At 62.2% G+C, this 21,303-nt stretch carries 17 protein-coding genes and 1 pseudogene; 12 read left to right on the top strand and 6 right to left on the bottom strand.

The genetic code is table 11. The annotated features are described in order from the left end of the window. The first annotated feature begins 37 nt into the window (after window positions 1-37). Window positions 38-838, top strand: a complete 801-nt coding sequence (locus LG367_RS06750) for an amidohydrolase (protein WP_226468451.1) — start codon at window positions 38-40, stop codon at window positions 836-838. 56 nt (window positions 839-894) lie between these two features. On the opposite strand, the gene LG367_RS06745 is transcribed toward LG367_RS06750, so the two are convergent. Continuing rightward, a complete protein-coding gene (locus LG367_RS06745) occupies window positions 895-2,031 on the bottom strand; it encodes an NAD(P)/FAD-dependent oxidoreductase (RefSeq protein WP_226468450.1) in 1,137 nt (378 codons plus the stop codon). 212 nt (window positions 2,032-2,243) lie between these two features. Here LG367_RS06745 and LG367_RS06740 point away from each other — a divergent pair, with 212 nt between their 5' ends. After that, window positions 2,244-2,531, top strand: a complete 288-nt coding sequence (locus LG367_RS06740; protein WP_226468449.1) for a DUF3247 family protein — start codon at window positions 2,244-2,246, stop codon at window positions 2,529-2,531. Between the two features lie 13 nt (window positions 2,532-2,544). On the opposite strand, the gene LG367_RS06735 is transcribed toward LG367_RS06740, so the two are convergent. The 4 genes and pseudogenes from LG367_RS06735 to LG367_RS06720 all read right to left on the bottom strand — a co-directional run bounded on the left by LG367_RS06735 (window position 2,545) and on the right by LG367_RS06720 (window position 6,525). Next, window positions 2,545-3,000, bottom strand: a complete 456-nt coding sequence (locus LG367_RS06735) for a PaaI family thioesterase (protein ID WP_226468448.1) — start codon at window positions 2,998-3,000, stop codon at window positions 2,545-2,547. A 48-nt stretch (window positions 3,001-3,048) separates the two neighbouring features. Beyond that, on the bottom strand, window positions 3,049-4,626 hold the full coding sequence (locus LG367_RS06730; RefSeq protein ID WP_226468447.1) for a pseudouridine synthase: 1,578 nt from the start codon (window positions 4,624-4,626) through the stop codon (window positions 3,049-3,051). 14 nt (window positions 4,627-4,640) lie between these two features. Beyond that, window positions 4,641-5,513: pseudogene (gene scpB, locus LG367_RS06725) on the bottom strand (SMC-Scp complex subunit ScpB); the annotation flags it as partial. A gap of 76 nt (window positions 5,514-5,589) precedes the next feature. After that, window positions 5,590-6,525, bottom strand: coding sequence for a segregation and condensation protein A (locus tag LG367_RS06720; RefSeq protein WP_226468446.1), 936 nt, complete (start codon window positions 6,523-6,525; stop codon window positions 5,590-5,592). A 420-nt stretch (window positions 6,526-6,945) separates the two neighbouring features. Here LG367_RS06720 and LG367_RS06715 point away from each other — a divergent pair, with 420 nt between their 5' ends. From LG367_RS06715 to LG367_RS06670, 10 genes are all read left to right on the top strand, one after another. Next, window positions 6,946-7,245, top strand: a complete 300-nt coding sequence (locus LG367_RS06715; protein WP_226468631.1) for a YciI family protein — start codon at window positions 6,946-6,948, stop codon at window positions 7,243-7,245. Beyond that, the gene (locus LG367_RS06710) at window positions 7,242-7,511 is read left to right on the top strand and encodes a BolA family protein (protein WP_226468445.1); all 270 of its coding nucleotides are present in this window, start codon (window positions 7,242-7,244) and stop codon (window positions 7,509-7,511) included. Before LG367_RS06715 ends, LG367_RS06710 begins: the two co-directional genes overlap by 4 nt. Before the next feature lie 166 nt (window positions 7,512-7,677). Then, the gene (locus LG367_RS06705; protein WP_226468444.1) at window positions 7,678-8,718 is read left to right on the top strand and encodes a LacI family DNA-binding transcriptional regulator; all 1,041 of its coding nucleotides are present in this window, start codon (window positions 7,678-7,680) and stop codon (window positions 8,716-8,718) included. A 79-nt stretch (window positions 8,719-8,797) separates the two neighbouring features. Further along, a complete protein-coding gene (locus LG367_RS06700; RefSeq protein ID WP_226468443.1) occupies window positions 8,798-11,839 on the top strand; it encodes a TonB-dependent receptor in 3,042 nt (1,013 codons plus the stop codon). A 63-nt stretch (window positions 11,840-11,902) separates the two neighbouring features. After that, window positions 11,903-13,564 carry a glucoamylase family protein gene (locus LG367_RS06695; RefSeq protein WP_425490928.1) on the top strand — a complete coding sequence of 554 codons (1,662 nt, stop codon included), beginning with the start codon at window positions 11,903-11,905 and terminating at the stop codon, window positions 13,562-13,564. Window positions 13,565-13,706: 142 nt separating this feature from the next. Further along, window positions 13,707-14,891 (top strand): sugar ABC transporter substrate-binding protein, encoded by a 1,185-nt coding sequence (locus tag LG367_RS06690; protein ID WP_226468442.1) that lies wholly within the window; start codon window positions 13,707-13,709, stop codon window positions 14,889-14,891. Then, complete coding sequence (locus LG367_RS06685) at window positions 14,888-15,766, top strand: carbohydrate ABC transporter permease (RefSeq protein ID WP_226468441.1); 879 nt, start codon at window positions 14,888-14,890, stop codon at window positions 15,764-15,766. The genes LG367_RS06690 and LG367_RS06685 overlap by 4 nt, the downstream gene beginning before the upstream one ends. Window position 15,767: 1 nt before the next feature. Further along, window positions 15,768-16,589: a carbohydrate ABC transporter permease gene (locus LG367_RS06680; protein ID WP_226468440.1), complete on the top strand. Its 822-nt coding sequence runs from the start codon at window positions 15,768-15,770 to the stop codon at window positions 16,587-16,589. Window positions 16,590-16,733: 144 nt separating this feature from the next. Next, window positions 16,734-19,868 carry a discoidin domain-containing protein gene (locus tag LG367_RS06675; RefSeq protein WP_425490934.1) on the top strand — a complete coding sequence of 1,045 codons (3,135 nt, stop codon included), beginning with the start codon at window positions 16,734-16,736 and terminating at the stop codon, window positions 19,866-19,868. Window positions 19,869-19,903: 35 nt separating this feature from the next. Then, window positions 19,904-20,617 (top strand): hypothetical protein, encoded by a 714-nt coding sequence (locus LG367_RS06670; RefSeq protein ID WP_226468439.1) that lies wholly within the window; start codon window positions 19,904-19,906, stop codon window positions 20,615-20,617. 15 nt (window positions 20,618-20,632) lie between these two features. Here the strand turns inward: LG367_RS06670 and LG367_RS06665 are convergent, their stop codons facing one another. Then, window positions 20,633-21,289 carry a bifunctional 4-hydroxy-2-oxoglutarate aldolase/2-dehydro-3-deoxy-phosphogluconate aldolase gene (locus tag LG367_RS06665; protein ID WP_226468438.1) on the bottom strand — a complete coding sequence of 219 codons (657 nt, stop codon included), beginning with the start codon at window positions 21,287-21,289 and terminating at the stop codon, window positions 20,633-20,635. Between the last annotated feature and the right edge of the window lie 14 nt (window positions 21,290-21,303).

The following is a 21,303-nucleotide window of genomic DNA, read 5'->3' as shown; positions in this document are numbered from 1 at the left end:
TGACGAAGCCGCGACGACCGACTGATAGAGTGCAGCCATGAACGATCTCCGCGTTTCCCTGATCCAAGGCGCGACCCGCTGGCACGACCCCGCCGGCAATCGCGATTACTACGGCGATCTGATCGCGCCCCTGCACGGCACGACCGATCTCGTGCTGCTGCCGGAAACCTTCACCAGCGGATTCTCCAACGACGCCATCGACAAGGCCGAAACCATGGACGGGCCGACCGTGGCCTGGATTCTGGAACAGGCCAGGCGGCTCGATGCGGCGGTGACGGGCAGCGTGCAGCTGCGTACCGATGCCGGCGTCTTCAATCGGCTGCTGTGGGCGACGCCGGATGGCGCGCTAAAGCATTACGACAAACGCCATCTGTTCCGTTATGCCAAGGAACACGAGCGCTACGCGGCCGGCCGCGACCGGCTGGTGGTGGAGTGGCGTGGATGGCGCATCAATCCGCAGGTCTGTTACGACCTGCGTTTTCCGGTGTTCGCGCGCAATCGTTATGACGTGGAACGCAAGGGCGGCCTCGATTTCGATTTGCAGCTGTACGTCGCCAACTGGCCGTCGGCGCGTGCCTACGCCTGGAAAACTTTGCTGCGTGCCCGCGCCATCGAGAACCTGTGCTACGTCGCGGGCCTCAACCGTGTCGGCACCGACGGCAATGGCCTGCATTACTCCGGCGATAGCGCGGTGATCGATTTCCTCGGTCAACCGGTCAGCGAATGCACCGACGAGGAAGTGGTGGTGACCACGACATTGCTCGCCAGCGAGCTTGCCGCGCACCGTGAGCGTTTCCCGGCGATGCTGGATGGCGACGCCTTCGCTTTGAAGGATTGAGCCGGCTGGAATCTTATGCCGTCATTCCCGCTTTCGCGGGAATGGCAGGATGTTGGCTAGTTCTGGCTACGCAGCCCGCGCTTGTGGAAATACACCTGTTCGGCCGCCCAGCGCAGCGGCGGCGAATGCAGCAGCAGATCGAAGGGCCAATCCATCTGGAAGCGGTCGTAAGCCCACCGCAGCAATCGTTTGCTGCGGAAGTGCGGAGCGGCTTGCATGGCGATCTGTTCCGGTCGCGCTTCACCGCCATGCATGTATCTGGCGATCGCTTCGCCAACCATCCAGCCATGCCGCCATGCCGAATGGATGCCGCCGGCGGTCACCGGCGACACGATGCCGGCGGCGTCGCCTGTGAGGATGACGCCGGGCGCGGCAAGCGGCGTCACCGCTCCGCCGCAAGGAATCAGGCCGGCACGCGTTGCGCTCGGACGCGTTTTTTTGTCGATCCCGAGCCAGTCGCCGACTTCCATGAGCAATCCATCGATATCGGGCACGCCGGTACGCGAAGGGCGATGCCGGAACGCGAGGCCGAACTGCACGCCGGTCGGATTCTGCGCCGCCCAGCCGATGTAACCGGGCGCATAGCGTTTGCTGATGAAGCAGTGCAGGGCATTGGGTTCGCGCAGACAGGCATCCGCGAACTCGTATTCGATGCCGTAAAGGAAGTCGCGCACATGACCCAGGCCGGTGCGCGAGGCGACGCGCGACTTGGCGCCGTCGGCGCCGATCAGCCATCGTGCGCGCCCGAGTCCTTCGATCTGCCAGCCAGGTGCTGATGCCGTGTCCGATGAATTCGCGGCGACAGGCGCGGCATCGGTGAATGATTGCATCAAGCGCAAATCGACACCGGCTTGCTGCATCTCGTCGGCCAGCCACCGCATCACGTTTCCGGTATCGGTAGTGAGGAAGTAGTAGTCGGGTGCCTGCAGATACAGGCTGCGCAAGCTTGGCGCATACAGACGTACACCTTCGACGCGCCGCACGAGCGATGCGGGAATGCGTGAGAGCGTCGTTTCCTCCGCCGCTTCCTTGACGAGAATGCCGGTGGTGTGAAGTTTCAGCCCCGGGTCCCGCTTGCGTTCCATCACGCAGACGCGCAGTCCAGCCTTGCGCGCGGCGAGCGCGCAGGCCGCGCCGGCGAAACTGGCGCCGACCACCACCACGTCCCACTGCCAGGTGTCACTGGAAGACATCCGTTCATGTTTCCGCTGCCGATGATGCCGTGATGCTGGCAGCGCAGCGGGTGGCGATGATGTCGATTGCGTGAAGCGAGGAAGAAGTCCCGTTGTTCACGTCGTCCGTGCAGTTAACGCCTCGCAATTAACAGCTGCGCGGTTAACAGCCTTGTCACCAGTGGTTAAGCGCCCGCGCGTAGCGTCGATTCCATCACTGCCGGAGAAACGCAATGGGCCAGATCGCCGAACGCGTGCATACCGATCCGCGCATGATCGAGCTGCTGGAGGAACGTGCCTTCGCACTGAAGGACGAGGCCGTGGTCGAGATGGAATTGGATGACGGCCGCCGCATCTGTGGCGTAGTAGTGGCCTTGCCGACGATTCAAGTGTTCCGCGATGCCGCCGGTAACGAGGGTCACAACACGCTGGTGAGACTCGAAGATGCCTGCGATCCGCGGCGCGAGCATTATGTGTGGCTCGATCGCGTGATCTCGATTACGCAAATGGGAACCGCTTGATTCCGAAGCCGCTTCAGGCCTTGGCGGTGGGCAAGGGCAGAATCTGGTTGGTCGATTGGCAGATCGCCACCAGCTTGCCGTCCGCGAGGCGTGCCTCCGCGGTCAGGTAGAGCGTGTTGCGCGTGCGTTCGAGCACGCGCGCGGTGCAGATCAACAGTGTTTCCTGCGCGCCAACCGGGCGCAGGTATTGCGTGTTGAGCGCGCTGGTCGCGCTGGGCGGCGCCACGAGAAACGACAACGGGCCGAGCGTGTTGTCGAGCGCGGCGACGATGAAGCCGCCTTGCATGTTGCCGAGCGGATTCCGGTAACGCGGCAGCACCGGGAAGCGCACGCTCAGGCTGACATTTTCGACGTATTCGACCAGTTCGCCCTGCATGTCGAGGATGCAGGGCGGCGGGATCATGTCGCGAACGCCCTCCGGCGCCAGTGCCTGGAGCCGGGCCGTGATCGCATCACCTTCGAGGCTCATGGCGTTCCCTTGTGCCGATTGCTTTCAAGGCATGCGCGAGGCATGCGATCAGCGATTGCCGCCGTGATGATGTCCGCCGCCACCACCGCGCGAGCCGCCGGGGCCTTTGAAGCCCTTGCCGCCGCCGGGACGAGGGCCGCGCGGGCCATTCGGGCGATTATTGCCACCCGGTCGCGGGCCACGCGGACGATCGTAGGGATTGAAGCCGCCGGGCGTGGCGTGATCGGAAGGGAAGTTCGGCGCATTGCCCGGATGTCCGTAGGGACGTGACGCGCGCTGCGCGGGCTTCGGACCTTGTCCAGGACCGCGTTCGCCGAAGTTGCCGCCTTGGCGCGGGCCCTGGCCCTGACCTTGACGCGGACCTTGGCCCGGGCCGCCGAACTTCTTGCCGAAGGGCCCGCCTTTATTGGCCCCGCCTTTGTTGGCATGTTTCGGCCCGGCATTGCGATGTCCAGCCGGGCCGGTATCCACGCCCTCGGGCACATACCAGGTGCGGAACGCCGCGGGATTGCCATCCGGCAACGGCTTCGGGCCTTTCTGCTTGCGCTGCTTGAACGGCTTCTGCGATTGCTTGGCGGCGGCTTCGCCGCTCACCGTGAGTCCGCCATGCGGCTTCTTGTTGCCGCGACGGCCGCGATCCTCGCGCACGTGATCGAAACGGCGCAGCTCGCGACCTTCGTCGGCGGTGTTGTGGCCGTTGACGTAGGCCTTGCCGCGGCTTTCACCGGACACTTGCACGGTCGATTTGGTGGCCTTGCGCTGGCCGATCACCGGCTGCAGCGTGAGCGCCGGCGGCGGGCCTTCCTCGAGTTTGAGTTCGCGACGCAGCGCTTCGACCTGCGCGTCCTGCAGTTCCTGCGACTGGCCGCGCAGCAGCGGCTGCGGCAGCGAGACCGAACCGTAGCGGATGCGCTTGAGGCGACTCACCTGGCAGCCCTGCGATTCCCACAGGCGCCGCACTTCGCGGTTGCGGCCTTCCTTGAGCAGCACGCGGAACCAGTCGTGCGAGTCGGTGCCGCCGATGCGCTCGATCTCGTCGAACTTGGCGGGGCCGTCCTCGAGCGCGACGCCGCGGCTCAGGCGGTCGACGATCTTGTCGGACACGCTCTCTTCGCCTTCGGGCGCGCGCACGCGACACACGTACTCGCGCTCGACCTCGAAGGAGGGATGCATCATCGCGTTGGCCAGTTCGCCGTCGGTGGTGAGCAGCAGCAGGCCGGTGGTGTTGATGTCGAGGCGGCCGATGGCGATCCAGCGCGCGCCCTTCAGTGCGGGCAGCGAATCGAAGATGGTGGGGCGGCCTTCGGGATCTTCACGCGTGGTGACTTCGCCTTCCGGCTTGTTGTAGATCAGCACGCGCGCCGGATCGGTGAGTGCGCTGGCGACGAAGATCTTGCCGTCGAGCTCGACGCGGTCGCCGCCGCGGATGCTCATGCCGGTCTGCGCGACCTCGCCGTTGACCTTGATCAGGCCGTCGGCGATGCGTTGTTCGAGCGCGCGGCGCGAGCCGAGGCCGGCCTGCGCCAGTACCTTGTGCAGGCGCTCTTCGAGGCGCGGGGCCTCGGTGGTGGTGGTTTCATTGTTGCCGCGCTTGAGGGAAAGCGTGCGGCTGGGGGTGTCACTCATGTTGTACTCCGGGAGCTGTCGCCTTCATCGGCGAGGGCGTGTTCGTCTGATTCAGTGGCTTCGAGGAGTTCGGTGGTCTCCTCGGATTGGGGTTGGACGTCGTCGTGATCGACTTCGTCGGTGGTGTCTTCGGTGCTGTCGTCTTCTGTTTCGTCGACGACGTCTTCGACAATTTCGGCGCCGGGGATGTGGTCGGCTTCATCGTCGATGATCATTTCTTGGTTGGCATCTTCCGCTGCTTCGGAAGCACCTTCCGCTCCTTCCGCGTCGCCGTCGACGGCGATGTCGCCAATCGGCATCGCGGCCTCGTCGGACTTCTCGCCGGTCTTGCCGTCGAACTGGAACTGCGGATCGAGTTCGCCGAAATCCTTCAGTTCCGACAGCGGCGGCAGTTCGTCCAGGCGCTTCAGGCCGAAGTAGTCGAGGAAGCCTTTGGTGGTGCCGAGCAGTTCCGGGCGGCCGGGAATGTCGCGATGGCCGACCACGCGGATCCACTCGCGTTCTTCCAGTGCCTTGATGATGTTGCTGTTGGTGGCGACGCCGCGCACCTGTTCGATCTCGCCGCGCGTGATCGGCTGGCGGTAGGCGATCAGGGCGAGGGTTTCCAGCGTGGCGCGCGTGTATTTGGTCTGGCGCTCGCTCCACAGCCGCGCCACCCAGGGATGCACGTCGGCCTGGACCTGGAATCGCCAGCCGGATGCCAGTTCGACCAGTTCCACGCCGCGCTCGGCGGATTCGGCCTGCAGTGTTTCCAGTGCCTGCGCGATGGCGCCGTCCGGCGCCGGCTCGTCGAGAGGGAACAGTCCCTGCAGCTGTACCAGCGTCAGCGGCTGGTTGGCCGCGAGCAGGGCGGCTTCGACGATGCGTTTGATGAGTTGTTGATCCATGCGGTCTTAATCGATGTCTCGTATTCGGTGATGCTTCTCTGGCGGCGATTTCTGACGTTGTCTCTGCGCGGATGGCTCACGCCTGCGCGTCGTCGTTCGCCGCGGTGTCCTCGTCGTCGAACTCGCTCGACAGCTCCAGTTCGGCGCCGTCGCCTTCACGCGTCGCCAGCGACTTGATGTAGATCGGTGCCAGCGGTGCTTCCTGCACGATGTCGAGCAGGCGCTCCTTGGCCAGTTCGAGGATCGACAGGAACGTGACCAGCACGCCCAGCTTGCCTTCACGCGCCTCGAACAGCGATTCGAAGCGATGGAACTTGCCGTCGCCCAACCGCGACAGCACTTCGCCCATGCGCTGACGGACGCTGAGGGCGTCGCGCTTGATGGCGTGGCCGGTGAACAGCTCGGCGCGCTTGAGCACGTCGTGCAGGGCCATCAGCATCTCGCGCAGGTCCACCGGCGGCGGCAGCTTGACCGAGGCACGATCCGGCACGAAGGCCTGTGCCGGGGTGGTGTCGCGGTCCTGGCGGGGCAGGGCGTCGAGGTCCTCGGCGGCCTGCTTGAAGCGTTCGTATTCCTGCAGGCGGCGGACCAGGTCGGCGCGCGGGTCGTCTTCCAGGCCTTCCTCGCTCGGCGGCCGCGGCAGCAGCATGCGCGATTTGATCTCGGCCAGGATCGCCGCCATCACCAGATACTCGGCGGCCAGCTCGAAGCGCATCTCCTGCATCACCTCGATGTACTCGACGTACTGCCGGGTGATCTCGGCGACCGGGATGTCGAGGATGTCGAGGTTCTGGCGGCGGATCAGGTACAGCAACAGGTCGAGCGGCCCTTCGAAGGCGTCGAGGATGACCTCGAGCGCGTCCGGCGGGATGTACAGGTCCTGCGGAATCTGCAACACGGCCTGGCCATGCACCACGGCCAGCGGCATTTCCTGCTGCTGGGGGGCATGCTGCTGTTGGGCAGGAGACGCCTGGTTTTGCGGTTGCGCTTCTGGCGCGTTGTCTTCGGTCATGCGATTCGCGGCCCCCTCCGGGCCACAGGCGATTGCCTTAATTGGTGTTGGCGCGCGGCGGACCGTGGCCGGTTTGCAGCATGGAAGCGAGGTGGGTGCCCAATATCGAAGCAGCCGTGATTGATGCAAGCCGGGTTGATGCAGGCCCCAAGGTCGAAGCAGGTGTTTGCCGAACGCCGCACGTGCGACACCGCATCGGGACTGCGGCGAAGGACAGCGGAGGGATCGTCGGCGGGCCGGGCGGGGGCAGCGAACGCGCTGGTCTCAGAAGACTGTCGACGTCTGCGGCGACGGGCCGCTGCGTTCCGGCCACGGAACTGGGCTTTAGGTTACGGTTTGGCCGCACCAGTGTCCAGCCCGGGGGCTGAACCGCAGGCGGCTTACAATCATGGCTTCGTGATGACGGATGCATTGATGCCGATGTGGTACGCGATCGAGGGATATGACGATGCCGACGTGCTCGGCCGGCGCCTGCAGGCGCGGCCGCAGCATCTCGCGCGCTTGCACGCGCTGCGCGATGCCGGACGGTTGCTGCTGGCCGGCCCTTGCCCGGCGATCGATGCCGAGGACCCGGGGCAGGCTGGTTTCAGCGGCAGCATCGTCATCGCCGAGTTCGCCTCGCTGGAGGAAGCGCGGGCCTGGGCCGATGCCGATCCCTACGTGGAGGCCGGGGTGTACGGCCGCGTCGAAGTGCGCCCGTTCCGTCCGGTGCTGCCATGAGCCTGCCCAAGGAAGCCCGCGTCGCCGCCATCCGCGACGCCCTGGAGGCCGCGTTCACCCCGAGCGAGCTGGAGGTCCGTGACGACAGCCATCGTCATGCCGGTCATGCTGGCGCGCGGGACGGGCGCGGGCACTTCGATGTCCGCATCGTCAGCAAGGCGTTCGCGGGCATGACGCCGCTGGCCCGGCATCGCGCCGTCTATGCCGCGTTGGGGGATCTGATGACGACCGATATCCACGCATTGTCGATCCGCGCCGAGGGCTGATGCCGGGCTTTTTTGCCCTAATATTGTGATCTGCTGCGCAGAATCCTGTTGCGTCGCAGCAATTCAGGTTCAAATCGGCCCGATTTGCGCGGGTTTCGCCACCGGCCACACGGTTTCGTTACGGTCGGCTTTACATCCTTCTTTGTAAACGTTTACATTCGCCGGAATGCCCGAACAGGGCAATGACCCGGGAGAAGGCGTGGCTGTCACCATCAAAGACGTCGCCAGACAGGCCAACGTGTCCGTCGCCACCGTCTCGCGGGCGCTGAATGGACACGAGAATGTTGCCAAAGCGGTGCGTGAACGCGTCCTTCACGTCGCCAACCAATTGCGCTACAGCCCCCATCACGCGGCCCGCAGCCTGAGCAGCCGCCGCACCCACACCATCGGCGTGGTGCTGCCGGACCTGTACGGCGAGTTCTTCTCAGAGCTGATGCGCGGCATCGACCAGGTCGCCCGCGAACGCCGCCTGCACCTGCTGGTCTCGAGCTACCACGGTAACCCGGAGGAGCAGGGCGAGGCCTTGCGCGCCATGCGCGGACGCGTGGACGGCCTGCTGCTGATGTCCCCGTTCGTGGGCGGCAGTGAGTTCCTGGAGCAGAACCTGAGTCCGGCGATGCCGGTCGTGCTGATGAACAGTGACGTGCCCGAGGACGGCAAGCCGTCCTTGCGCGTGGACAACTACGGCGGCGCCCGCGCGATGATGCAGCACCTGCTCGACGCCGGGCATCGCCGTATCGCCTTCATCGCCGGCCCGGAAGACAACTTCGACGCCCGCGAGCGTCTGCGCGGTTACCGCGACGCGCTCGCCGAACGTCTGCCGGACGCCAAGCCCTGGATTCTGCCGGGCGACTTCGACGAAGCCTCCGGCCATCGCGCCGGCGGCGAACTGCTCGCGGCGGATGCGCGTCCCGATGCGGTCTTCGCCGCCAATGACATGATGGCGCTCGGATGCCTGTTCGCATTGACGCAGGCCGGAGTGCAGGTGCCGCGCGACATCCGCATCGCCGGCTTCGACGACATCCCGCTGGCGCGATACGTGCATCCATCGTTGACCACGATGCGGGTCGACATCGCCGAACTCGGCGGCCGCGCATTGCGGCTGCTGCTGGACACGGCCAACGCGGAACCCGGGCAGGAAGGACGTCCACGAGAAGACGCCACGCCGCTGGTTCCGCAACTCATGGTGCGCGCCTCCACCGTGTGAGATCGAGGCAAACCAAAAACTAAAAACAGGGGGACGCCGTCAAGGGTTCCATTTCGACTGCCCTGGGAGGGGAGAAGTGATGAAGTTCAAGCGACAGACGCAATATCGAACCAATCGAAGCTTGTTGGCTTGCGCGCTCGCGAGCTGCATGCTGATCTCCGCACCGCATGCGTTGGCGCAGTCGACCGGCGCCACGATCCGCGGCCAGGTCTCGACCGATTCGGCGCCCGCCTCGGGCGCCACGGTGACCGCCACCAACACCGCCACGGGGCTGACACGCAAGGTACAGTCGGCGGCGAACGGCGGTTACTTTATTGGTGGCCTGCCGCCGGGTACGTATCGCATCGATACCACTGCGAACGGCAAGACCAGCACACAGAACATCACGGTTCAAGTCGGCCAGACAGCGACCTTGAATCTCGGCGTCGGCGGTGTGGCCGAAACGGCCGCGCCCGGCGAGGCGACCAATCTGGAAACTGTCAGCGTCACTGCGACGGCGGCGGTGGAGACCAAGACCTCGGAAGTGGCGACTTATGTGACGCAGCGGCAGATTCAGGCGTTGCCTCAATCCTCGCGAAACTTTCTCGCGTTCGCGGACACCGTGCCCGGTATGGTGTTCGAAACGAGTGTTGGCGGTACCACGAAACTCCGCAGCGGCTCGCAAAGCGCCAATGGCGTGAATGTCTACATCGATGGTGTTGGACAGAAGGGCTATACGTTGTCGGGCGGTATCGGTGGGCAAAACGATAGCGCGGGCAATCCGTTTCCGCAGTTAGCGATCGGTGAATACAAGGTCATCACTTCCAACTACAAGGCCGAATACGACCAGATCAGCAGTGCCGCGGTGACTGCGGTGACAAAGTCCGGTACCAATGAGTTTCACGGCGACGTCTTCATGGATATCAACAAGGTTCGCGATTGGCGTTCTGCGACACCTGTCGAGGAGGAAGAGGGGGCCAAGACCAAATCCATCGAGAAACAGTATGGTGCGGCGCTTGGTGGTCCAATCATCAAGGATAAGTTGTTCTTCTTCGTGACCTACGAGGGTAAGGATTTCACTCGCCCGCGTCTGGTGCACGCCGAGGACGCTGTCGCTTCCTCATTGGGAGATCTCACTCCGGAACTCGCTAGTCACATGGGCTCGACCTCAGTTCCGTTCAACGAGGACTTGTGGTTCGGAAAATTGACTTGGCAAGCGGGTGATGCCCATCTCGTCGAACTGTCCATGAAGCGTCGGGAAGAGCAGGAGATCACCGATGTCGGCAACGGGCCGAACACGCCGAGCTTCGGAAAGGCCAAGAACAACGACAGCGATCGTTTCGATCTGCGCTACCAGTACAGTGGCGAGAATTGGCTCAACGATGCCCATATCACTTATGAGGACGAGGCCTTCAATCCCCGAGCAGTGGGCACCGAGATCGGCAAGGAGATTGTCGGTTGGACCCGGGAAGTGGAGTCGCGACGGTTGGGAACCTATCTCAAGCTGGGCGGCGGCGCCGACTATCAAGACAAGGGGCAGAAAGGTGTCGGATTCCAGAACGACCTGACCTTCACGGGCTGGGAGCGGCACACCATCAAGATGGGTGTGAAATACAAGCAGGTCACGCTCAATTCCTTCGAGCAACAGCCTTACAATCCATTGTTCCGCTACGATCTGCAGGCGAACCTGGACGCCGGCAATACCGCGCTCGCTGACTTCGTTCCTTATGAAGTGCAATTCGCGCCGGATTACTCCGGAAGCCGTAACATCGAATCCAAGAACAAGCAGTACGGCATCTATATCCAGGACGATTGGGAGATTACTGACAAGCTACTGTTGAACCTCGGCCTTCGCTACGATTACGAAACCTCTTCAAGCTTCGAGGACTATGTGACGCCGGCTGGCGTCGTGGCGGCATTGCGCAGCTGGGACAATATCAACAAGAACCTGCATCCGAATGTCGGTTACGATATCGAGGACTACATCAGCAACGGACACAACCGCAAGCCGTTCAAGGATGCCTGGCAGCCGCGTATCGGCTTCTCCTACGATCTGTTCGGGGACCAGCGCCATGTGATCTTCGGTGGCGCGGGGCGTGCCTACGACCGCAACGTGTTCGATTATCTGGCGCTCGAACGCTCGAAAGGCGCTTTCCCGAGCTATACGTTCCAGTTCAATACGCCGAATCACTCGTGTGTCGTCGGCATCGGCAACTGCTTCGCCTTCGATCCGGCACTCTATAATCGCGACTATCTCTACTCGCAGATCGCCGGGCCGACACGGACCGGTGGCGAGGTCGACATGATCAAGAACGATCTCAAGGTGCCGTACTCGGACCAGTTCAGCCTAGGCATGCGCAATGCGTTCAAGCTCTTCGGCAATGACTGGAATTCGTCCGTGGCGCTCGCTTACATCGAGAGTCATGACGGGATTCTCTTTACGCTCGGCAATCGCAGGGAGGACGGGTCGTTCTATCCCGCGGGGGCGTCGTTCGGAAACGCGCCCTGGAGCTTCCCGCTGCCGGGATACGGAAACCTGATCCTGGCGAACAATTCCGTCGAAACCCGAATCGGGCAGTTGCTCGTGTCGCTGGAGAAACCTTTCACGCGCGAGTCGCCGTGGGGTGTGACCGTTGCCTATACCTACAGCGATTCCAAGGAGAATCGTGGCAATGCGGCCAACACTGACGAACATTATTCGTTCGACTATCCCAATCTCGACGATGTCGCCTTCGTCAGATCGGTCGGTATCTCCAAGCACAGGCTGGTGGCTACGGGAATCGCCGAATACTGGGGCTTGCAGTTCTCGGCAAAGCTGACGCTTGCCACTCCTCCGGGAAAGGATGGATTGAACTGCCCGATAACTCCGCCTGGATGTGGGGCTGGATTCTTCGACACCTACTACTTCGATGAGGCTCGTCAACGCCAACTGGACATCGCGGTGCAGAAAGAGTGGAAGATGAGCGAAAACATGAAGCTGCGAGTGCGTGGTGACGTCTTCAATGTCACCAACGATCACAGCTACATCAATTACGATGCGGGCAATAAGGGTACAAACCCAAATTTTGGCAAGCGCAGCAACGACCAGATCCTTGCCGACCTGCCGCGAACCTTCAAGCTGTCGTTCGGTCTGAGCTGGTGACACCCGGAGGCCGCCCGGTAGCGGGCGGCCTTGTTCCCGTGACATGAGAGGATTTTCCCCGCGATGTGTTCTTGCAGCTTCCGCTACATCCAGGTCTTATGCGTGCTGGCGGTGGTGTTGCTTGCCGGATGCGAAAAACGGGAAGAGGGCGCGCCCAGCACGCCTTCATCATCCTCTTCGTCTTCGTCTTCATCTTCGAAAACTCCAGACAAGTCTGCGTCTGAGCAGATGAGTTCTTCGCCGCAGTCCGCGCAACCGGAGACGCCGCAAGGACCGCCTCCGTTGCCGCCGCTGTTCAAGGACATCGAGCGGCGCACTTTCCAGTTCTTCTGGGATACGACGAACGAAGCCAACGGAATGACGCCGGACCGCTTCCCGTCGCGTCCGTTCGCCAGCATCGCTTCGATCGGGTTCGCACTGACGGCGTATCCGATCGGTGTCGAGAATGGCTGGATCAGTCGCCGACAGGCGATCGATCGCACGCTGGTGACGCTGCGTTTCTTCCGCGATGCCAAGATGGGGCCGCAAAAGGAAGGCCGCACCGGTTACAAAGGTTTCTACTACCACTTCCTCGACATGCAGGACGGTACGCGCCGCGCCCCCTGGGTGGAGCTGTCGAGCGTGGACACCGCTCTGCTGATGTTGGGCGTGCTGTTCACGCAGCAGTACTACGATCAGGATAACGCCAGCGAAAAGGAGATCCGGGAGCTCGCCGACATGTTGTACAAGCGCGTCGAGTGGCCCTGGCTGCAGAAGCGCCCGCCGCTGATCTCGATGGGTTGGTATCCGGAAAACGGCTTCATCAGCCATGACTGGAACGGCTGCAGTGAGGCGATGATGGTGTACATCCTCGCGCTCGGTTCGCCCACGCATCCGATCGGCGCGGAGGCCTGGCCGGCTTGGACAGCTGATTATGACCACTGCTGGGGTCAGTTCGAGGGCGAGGTGTACATCAGCTATGCACCGCAGTTCTGGCATCAGTACACGCAGGCGTGGCTCGACCTTCGCGGTATCCGCGACGACTACATGCGTGCACGCGACATGGATTATTTCGAGAACAGCCGGCGCGCGACGTATGCGCAGCGCACTTATGCGATCGAAAATCCGATGAAGTGGAAGGATTACGGCGAAGACGTCTGGGGGTTGACCGCCAGCGACGGCCCACAGCGCGGCATGCTGGAATACAACGGCGAACAGCGAGAATTCCGCCACTACAGTGCGCGCGGCGCGGGACTGCGTGATGCCTTCGACGACGGCACGATCGCGCCGACCGCTGCGATTGCCTCGCTGGCGTTCGCGCCGGAGATCGTGATTCCCGCTACGCAGGCGATGCACGAACGCTACGGTGATTTCCTGTATTCCAGCTACGGATTCCTGGACGCTTTCAATCCCAGCTTCAATTACGACATCCCCTTGAAGACCGGACGCCTCGTGCCCGACAAGGGATGGGTGGCGAGCGACTACATCGGCATCGACCAGGGGCCGATCCTGACGATGATCGCGAACTATCGGAACGGCTTTGTCTGGGAAAGGATGAAGAAAAGCCCCTACATCCGCGAAGGCCTGAAGCGCGCGGGGTTCACCGGCGGCTGGCTCGATGAAGTCGAGAAGAAAGCCGAGGCGGGCAAGGCCGCTGGTACCAAGCAGGACGGCGACGGAAAGGCGGTTCCAAAGCCCGACAAGCAACCCGAAAGCCGTGCAAAGCCCGCGGCAGAATCTAAATAGGCTCTCGATGGGCGCGAAGGGCGAACGTCGATCGTCCGTGATCGCGTGCATGATGCGCGGATTGTTGCTATGTGGCGTGCTTCTGGCGGCATCCGCTTGCGGCCGGAATGACCAGGGCCGCGAAGTCGTAAAGTTCTGGGTGATGGGGTATGAAGGTGAGGCGATCGTGCCGATCGTGCGCGAGTTCGAACGCCTGCATCCGGAGATCGACGTGCAGTTGCAGCAGATGCCGGTGCTGTCCGCTCACGAAAAACTGTTGACCGCGTTCGCGGGAGATTCGCTGCCGGATGTGACACCGATCGGAAACACCTGGATTCCGGAGTTCGCGGAACTCGATGCGCTGGAACCGCTGGATGCCGAAATCAAGGCGACCGCAGGCTTCGGCGTCAATGATTTCTATCCGAGCGCCTGGGACAGCGGTGTGATCGATGGGAAAACATACGCAGTCCCCTGGTATGTGGAAACGCGCTTGCCGTTCTATCGAACCGATCTCCTGCGCGAAGCGGGAATCACCAAGCCGCCGGCGAATTGGCGCGAGTGGAGCACGGCGCTGGCGGCGATCAAGCGCATGGTTGGGCCGAAGCGTTATGCGATCCTGCTCCCGGTCAATGAGTATGAGCCCTTGTTGAATCTTGCGATTCAACAGGACGAGCCGCTCCTGCGCGACGGTGGGCGTTACGGCAATTTCCGTAGCGCCGGGTTCAAACGGACCCTGGCGTTCTACAAGGAAATATTCGACAACAATTGGGCGCCGAAGGTCGCCAATACCGCGATCTCGAACGTCTGGGATGAATTCGGCAACGGTTACTACACCTTCTACATCAATGGACCGTGGAACATCGCCGAATTCAAGAAGCGGTTGCCGCCGGAATTGGCGAAATCGTGGATGACGATGCCGTTGCCAGGTCCGGACGGACCGGGTGCTTCCGTGGCCGGCGGTACCAGCTTCGTCGTGTTCCGCACTTCCAAGCACAAGGCGGCGGCATGGAAGTTGATCGCCTATCTGTCGAGGCCGGAAGTGCAGGTGAAATTTCATGGCATCACTGGCAATCTGCCATCGAGACGTTCGCCGTGGGAGGCGAAGTCGCTGGCGGACGATCCGTATGCGCGTGCCTATCGCATCCAGCTCGAGCGTGCGCGGCCAACACCGAAAGTGCCGGAGTGGGAGCGCATTGCCACCGAGTTGCGCGTGATCGGCGAGCAGCTGGCCAACGACCGCCTGACGGTCGATGAAGCGGCGGCGGAACTGGACCGGCGCGCGGACAAGATTCTGGAGAAACGGCGGTGGATGCTGGCGCATCGCGTCACGGCGGGAGCGCAGCCATGAAGTCGGGCGTCGCCGGCTGGATGTTCGCCGCTCCGGCGCTGCTCGTGATCAGCGTCTTCTTCTTCCTGCCGGTGATCGCGGCGCTGGGCTTGAGCCTCACCGATTTCGACATCTACGCGCTGGCGGATATCCATAACCTGCGGTTCGTCGCCTTCGACAATTATCTCGGCTTGCTGAGGAATCCGCTGTTCTGGAAAACCCTTGGCAATACCTTGTATTTCGTCATCGTGGGGGTGCCGCTCTCGATCGCGATTTCGCTGGGGGCGGCGTTGCTGCTGCACTCCAGGCTCGGGCGCTTCAAGGGTTTTTTCCGCACGGCTTATTTCGCACCCGTCGTCACCACGGTGGTCGCGGTGGCGGTGATCTGGCGCTATCTGTTCCATACCCGCTACGGCCTGATCAATTACGGTTTGTCGCTGGTCGGTGTCGATCCGATCGACTGGCTGGGCGATCCGGACTGGGCGATGCCCGCGATCATCGTCTTCGCGGTGTGGAAGAACTTCGGCTACAACATGATCATCTTCCTGGCCGGTTTGCAGGCGATTCCAGAAGATCTGTACGAGGCCGCGCGTATCGACGGTGCTTCGGGTCCGCAACAATTCCGGCACGTCACGCTACCGATGCTGGGGCCGATCCTGCTGCTGGTCAGCATCCTCACCATGGCCGGTTACTTCCAGCTGTTCGCCGAGCCCTACGTGATGACGCAGGGCGGGCCGCTGGAAAGCACCAAGAGCGTGTTGTACCTGATGTATGAGGAAGGCTTCAAATGGTGGAACCTCGGCAATGCTTCCGCCGTGGCGTTCCTGCTGTTCGCGCTGATGACGGCGGTGTCGAGCGGTCTGTTCTGGTTCGCGCGACGCAAAGGGGCGGAGTGATATGAACCATCGCTTTGCCACGGCTGTCATCAATGCATTGCTGATCGCGTTGGCCGTGTTCAGTCTCGCGCCGCTGTTGTGGATGTTGTCCGTCTCGTTCATGCAGACGGGCGAGGCGGGCCATTTTCCACCCCCGTTGCTGCCGGCGGAACCCACGCTGCACAACTATCGCGAACTGTTCGCAAAGGCCGGGATGGGGCGTTATCTGGTCAACAGCTTCCTGGTCGCGACTTGCGTGACGTTGCTGTCGCTGCTGTTCAATACCATGGCGGGATATGCCTTCGCCAAGTTGAAGTTCGCGGGGCGGGAAGGGACGTTCCGCGCTTTGCTCGCGGCGCTGGTGATTCCGGCACAGGTTTCGATGATGCCCTTGTTCCTGCTGTTGAAGACGATGGGACTGGTGAATACCTATGCGGGCGCGATCGTTCCCGGCATGGCCGCGATCTTCGGAATTTTCCTGGTGAGACAGTACGCGCGCTCGATTCCGGACGAGTTGCTGGAAGCGGCGCGCATCGATGGGGCGGGCGAGTTCCGCATCTTCTTCCAGGTCGTGCTGCCCGTGTTGAAGCCGATCCTGGTGACACTGGCGATCTTCAGCTTCCTCGGCGCATGGAACGATTTCATGTGGCCGTTGATCGTGCTCAGCAATCAGGATCTGCAGACATTGCCGGTGGCGCTGGCCTCGCTCTCGCGCGAACACGTGCAGGACAACGAATTGATGATGGCGGGGTCGGTGGTCACGATCGTGCCCGTGCTGCTGTTGTTCCTGGTGCTGCAACGGCATTACATCCAAGGACTCTTGCTTGGAAGCGTGAAGGGGTGAGGGGCCGCGCTTGGTCGATGCCCTATCGGCATCGGCCGCGGCCCCGAACGCCCGGTCATGGATGGCCGGGCTGGAACGATCCGCAGCCCGTATTGCCGCGCCATGGAAGGCAGCAGCCATGGCGCACCAACACACAAGAAGCTTATGTTGAGAATCGTATCCATAGTCGCACTAACCCTGTCCATGGCAACCGCCCATGCTCAGGAGACGATCAGCAAGCGCCAGCTCGATGGTTTTGACGACACTTCAGCATGGCGTGTAGTGACTTCGAACCAAGTCACGGCGACCTTGAGAAAAGTAGAAAGCGCGCAGGGCGACGCCCTCTGCCTGGACTACGATTTCAACGGCGTCTCCGGCTACGCCGGCATCCAGCGCAACCTCGCGATCGACTACCCAGAAAATTACGCGTTCTCATTCCGGCTTCGTGGCGATTCGCCAGCGAACGACCTGCAGATGAAATTCATCGATGCCAGCGGCGACAACGTCTGGTGGGTCAATCGACCGAAGTACGAGTTTCCGAAGCAATGGACCGAGGTTCGCTACAAGAAGCGTCACATCGACAAAGCCTGGGGGCCAGATCCGGATCGTGTCTTGAGGCGAAGCACCAAGCTTGAATTCACGATCTATAACAGCGCCGGCGGAAAAGGCTCGGTCTGTTTCGACGATCTGGAAATGGAGTTATTGTCGAAGCAGGATGATTCCCCGCTGCGCGGAGACGCGACAGCCACGGTTTCCGCGGCAGGTGCCGGAAATGCGATCGACGGCAAACCGGAAACGGCTTGGCAGGTCGCGTTGAACGAAAATCCCGCCTTGACCCTTGACTTGGGCCGTGTGCGCGAATTCGGCGGGCTGGTGTTGAACTGGATGCCGGGAACATTTGTTCCGGACTACCGGGTGCTGGTTTCGGATGACGGAAATGGTTGGCGTGAAGTGCGCGAGGTGCGTCGAAGCAACGGCGGTCGTGACGATATCGCGTTGCCGGAGTCCGAAGCCCGTTATCTGCGTCTTGTCTTGGAGCCCGCCGCGGGACGCGAAGCGGCACTGGCGGAAATCGCCGTGCAACCATTGTCATATGCGGCGATACCGAACGATTTCATCAAATCGGTTGCCGCGAATTCACCGCGTGGCTGGTATCCGCGAGGCTTCAGTGGTGAACAACCCTATTGGACGATCGTTGGCATCGATGGCGGTCTCGAACAAGGACTGATCGGCGAAGATGGCGCGATCGAGGTGGGGAAGGGCGGCTTCAGCATCGAACCGTTCGTGCTCGATGCCGGCAAGCTGGTGACATGGAACGATGTGGAAACGTCCCAGTCGTTGCGTGATGGTTATCTGCCGATCCCTACCGCGACCTGGAAGCATGCGGCCTTCACCCTTGAAACGACGGCGTTCGTGCAAGGAGACGCTCCCAGCTCGCAATTGGTGGCTCGGTACAAGCTGACCAACACGGCTTCGCAATCGCGCAAGATTGCGCTGGCTTTGGCCGTGCGTCCGTTGCAGGTCAATCCGCCTAGTCAGTTCCTCAATACCATTGGCGGTTTCAGTCCGATCACGACGCTGCATGTCGGAGAGCGGGCAGTGGAAATCGATGGAAAGGTCCGCGTGCGTGCATTGCAAAGCGCGGATGCGCACTTTTCGCAGACGTTCGATGAAGGAATCGCCGTGGAGCGCTTGACGGAGGAGTATCCGCGGGTTTCCGCCGCCGTCAAGGATCCGACAAAGCTTGCATCCGGCGCATGGGTATACGAACTACAGCTGGCACCTGGAGAAAGCCGCGAGTTTTCGTGGGTGGCGCCGTTGACCGGTGATTTCCCGGATGTCGCACATTTCGATGCTGCTCGTGCTTTGGCTGACGTTTCTGCGCAATGGCACGGAAAGCTCGATCGCGTGCAGATTCAGGTGCCAGCGCAGGGGCAGGATCTGATCGATACCTTGCGTACCGCGACCGCGCACATGCTCATCTCCCGCATCGGGCCGCGTTTGCAGCCGGGAACGCGCTCGTACGCGCGTAGCTGGATTCGCGACGGAGCGATGATCTCGGAAGGTCTCCTGCGCATGGCACGGGAAGATGTGGTGCGCGACTATGTCGACTGGTATGCGCCGTTCCAGTTCAACGATGGCATGGTGCCGTGTTGCGTCGATTCGCGCGGCAGCGATCCGGTGCCGGAAAACGATAGTCACGGCGAGCTGATCTTCAATATCGCCGAGCTTTATCGTTATGACGGCGACAAGGCATTCCTGCAAAAGATGTGGCCGCATGTGGTCGGCGCCTTCGACTACATGGAGAAGCTGCGCCTGAGCGAGCGTACGGAAGCGAATCGGGCCAAGAACCCCGCGTTCTACGGCATGATGCCGGTGTCGATCAGTCATGAAGGCTATTCGGCCAAGCCAATGCATTCGTACTGGGACAATTTCTGGGCGCTGCGTGGTTACAAGGATGCCGTCGAGATCGCGCAATGGCTGGGCAAGCCGGAAGATGCGAAGCGCTTCGCGGCATCACGGGATCAGTTCCGTGACGATTTGTATGTGTCCCTGCAGGCGGCGGCCAAACTGCACAAGATCGATTATCTTCCTGGCTCTGCGGAACTCGGCGACTTCGATCCGACTTCGACCACGATCGCGCTGGCGCCCGGCGGTGAACAGGGCAGACTGCCGCCGGATCTTCTACGCAACGGATTCGAGCGCTATTGGCGCGAATTCGTGCAGCGCCGCGACGGCAAGCGGGAATGGAAGGACTACACGCCTTATGAGTGGCGCAACGTCGCCGCCTTCGTGCGCCTGGGCTGGCGCGAGCGTGCGTGGGAGGCTATCGAGTTCTTCTTCAAGGACCGCGCGCCGCAAGCTTGGAACCAATGGGCGGAAGTGGTATCGCACACACCGCGTAAACCGTTCTTTGTTGGTGACCTGCCGCATGCGTGGGTGGCATCGGACTTCGTCCGTTCAGCGCTGGATATGTTCGCCTATACCCGCGAGATCGACGACAGCCTGGTGCTGGCGGCCGGCGTTCCGGCCGATTGGCTCGACGGTGGCGGCATCGAGGTGCGTGACATGCGCACCGCGCAAGGGGAGCTGAGTTACTCGCTGCGCAAGGATAGTGATGGTGGAGTGACGCTGGAGATCAGCGAGGGCCTGCGTCTACCGCAAGGCGGTCTGGTGCTGCCGTGGCCCTATGCGGGAACGCCTGGCAACACCACGATCAACGGTAAGCCGGCATCATGGCAAGACAACGAACTGCGCATCCATGAACTGCCTGCCAAGGTGAAGATCGCAGGGAAATAGCGTTCCGACGGAGCCTCGATCAGAAGCGTCACCGAATGCGCTATCTTGCGCTGATGAGCCCGCGCATCATCCCGCTCTGGCCGCTGCCGTTTGCCGTCGCCGTCATCCTGATGGTCGCCGTGCATCTGGCCTGGTGGATTTCGGTGCAGACGGGATACATCCCATTTTGCGTGCCGTATCTGGAAGGCTGCACTTCGATCAGCCGCGCCGCGCGTCATGGATTGGGGAACCATCTATTCCGTCTGATGGTGCTGCCTTGCGCCTTGCTGGTCGCGGCGAACTGGTGGTCGGCGCGCGAATGGCTGCGCACACCGGAAGGCAGGGCGGGTGAAAGGATTTTCCTGGTGTTGGGCCTCGTGTCCGCATTCGCGCTCGCGGTTTATGCCACGTTCCTGGGTACCGAAGGCGAGACTTATCGTTTCCTGCGCCGCTACGGCGTGACCGTCTTCTTCGGTTTCGGTTTCCTGGCGCAGCTGGGGTTCATGCATCTGGCGATGCGACAGGGACGATTGCCGCGCCGTCTATCCGTTGGCATGACATCGGTTTGCGTGGTGATGCTGGCGCTCGGTGTCGTCAGTGTTGCTTCGACCTTCGCGCTGAGCGATGCGGCGCACGACCGCGTCGAGAATGCGCTGGAGTGGCAACTCGGTTTGTTGCTGGTGATCTGGTTTGCGCTGCAGGCGTGGGCCTGGCACGGCGATGGCTATGCCATCCGATTCACGCGCGGTGTTCCGGAAAATAAGGATTGAGCCGCGAAAACAGGCTCAACCGGCCGCGTTCTTGATGATGACGGCGGCGCGCGCCGCGCTTTCGCGAACCTTGTCCCATTGACCGGCATCGAGCCAGGTCTTGGGCACCATCCACGAACCGCCGATGCAGACGACGTTCGGCTGCGCGAGGAATTCCGCGGCATTGTCCTCGCTGATGCCGCCGGTCGGACAGAGTTTCAGACCGGCGAGCGGTCCGGCGAGGCCTTTCAGCATCGTGAGACCGCCCACGGCGCTGGCCGGGAACAGCTTGCAGACGCGGAAGCCGCGCGCCATCAGCGAGAGGAATTCAGTGGGAGTGGCGCCGCCCGGCACGGCCGGAATCGAGGCTTGTGCGAGCGCATCGGCCAAGGCGGGCGGAGTTCCGGGCGTGACCAGGAAGTCCGCGCCGGCATCGATGGATGCGCGAATTTGATCGGCCGTGAGCACGGTGCCGGCGCCGATGACGATATCGGGAAGCGTTTTCTTCAGCGCCGCCAGCGCATCGATCGCCACGGGCGTGCGCAGGGTGAGTTCGATGCTGGTCAGGCCGCCACTCAACAGCGCATCGGCCAGATGCTTCGCCTGATCGACGCTGTCGACGGTCACGACGGGAAGAATGCCGGCGGCACGGAGCAGTGTTTCGGCTTTCTGCTGCGTTTGTTCGATGGTCATCGTGTGAGGGCTGT

The sequence above is a fragment of the Luteimonas panaciterrae genome (assembly GCF_020511115.1).
Classification (GTDB): domain Bacteria; phylum Pseudomonadota; class Gammaproteobacteria; order Xanthomonadales; family Xanthomonadaceae; genus Luteimonas; species Luteimonas panaciterrae.
This window is presented reverse-complemented; position numbering and strand designations above follow the sequence as displayed.

Coding starts and splice junctions, on each gene's coding strand:
- LG367_RS06750 (WP_226468451.1), top strand. CDS start 38: ATGAACGATCTCCGCGTTTCCCTGATCCAAGGCGCGACCCGCTGGCAC.
- LG367_RS06745 (WP_226468450.1), bottom strand. CDS start 2,031: ATGTCTTCCAGTGACACCTGGCAGTGGGACGTGGTGGTGGTCGGCGCC.
- LG367_RS06740 (WP_226468449.1), top strand. CDS start 2,244: ATGGGCCAGATCGCCGAACGCGTGCATACCGATCCGCGCATGATCGAG.
- LG367_RS06735 (WP_226468448.1), bottom strand. CDS start 3,000: ATGAGCCTCGAAGGTGATGCGATCACGGCCCGGCTCCAGGCACTGGCG.
- LG367_RS06730 (WP_226468447.1), bottom strand. CDS start 4,626: ATGAGTGACACCCCCAGCCGCACGCTTTCCCTCAAGCGCGGCAACAAT.
- LG367_RS06720 (WP_226468446.1), bottom strand. CDS start 6,525: ATGACCGAAGACAACGCGCCAGAAGCGCAACCGCAAAACCAGGCGTCT.
- LG367_RS06715 (WP_226468631.1), top strand. CDS start 6,946: ATGTGGTACGCGATCGAGGGATATGACGATGCCGACGTGCTCGGCCGG.
- LG367_RS06710 (WP_226468445.1), top strand. CDS start 7,242: ATGAGCCTGCCCAAGGAAGCCCGCGTCGCCGCCATCCGCGACGCCCTG.
- LG367_RS06705 (WP_226468444.1), top strand. CDS start 7,678: ATGCCCGAACAGGGCAATGACCCGGGAGAAGGCGTGGCTGTCACCATC.
- LG367_RS06700 (WP_226468443.1), top strand. CDS start 8,798: ATGAAGTTCAAGCGACAGACGCAATATCGAACCAATCGAAGCTTGTTG.
- LG367_RS06695 (WP_425490928.1), top strand. CDS start 11,903: ATGTGTTCTTGCAGCTTCCGCTACATCCAGGTCTTATGCGTGCTGGCG.
- LG367_RS06690 (WP_226468442.1), top strand. CDS start 13,707: ATGGGGTATGAAGGTGAGGCGATCGTGCCGATCGTGCGCGAGTTCGAA.
- LG367_RS06685 (WP_226468441.1), top strand. CDS start 14,888: ATGAAGTCGGGCGTCGCCGGCTGGATGTTCGCCGCTCCGGCGCTGCTC.
- LG367_RS06680 (WP_226468440.1), top strand. CDS start 15,768: ATGAACCATCGCTTTGCCACGGCTGTCATCAATGCATTGCTGATCGCG.
- LG367_RS06675 (WP_425490934.1), top strand. CDS start 16,734: ATGTTGAGAATCGTATCCATAGTCGCACTAACCCTGTCCATGGCAACC.
- LG367_RS06670 (WP_226468439.1), top strand. CDS start 19,904: ATGCGCTATCTTGCGCTGATGAGCCCGCGCATCATCCCGCTCTGGCCG.
- LG367_RS06665 (WP_226468438.1), bottom strand. CDS start 21,289: ATGACCATCGAACAAACGCAGCAGAAAGCCGAAACACTGCTCCGTGCC.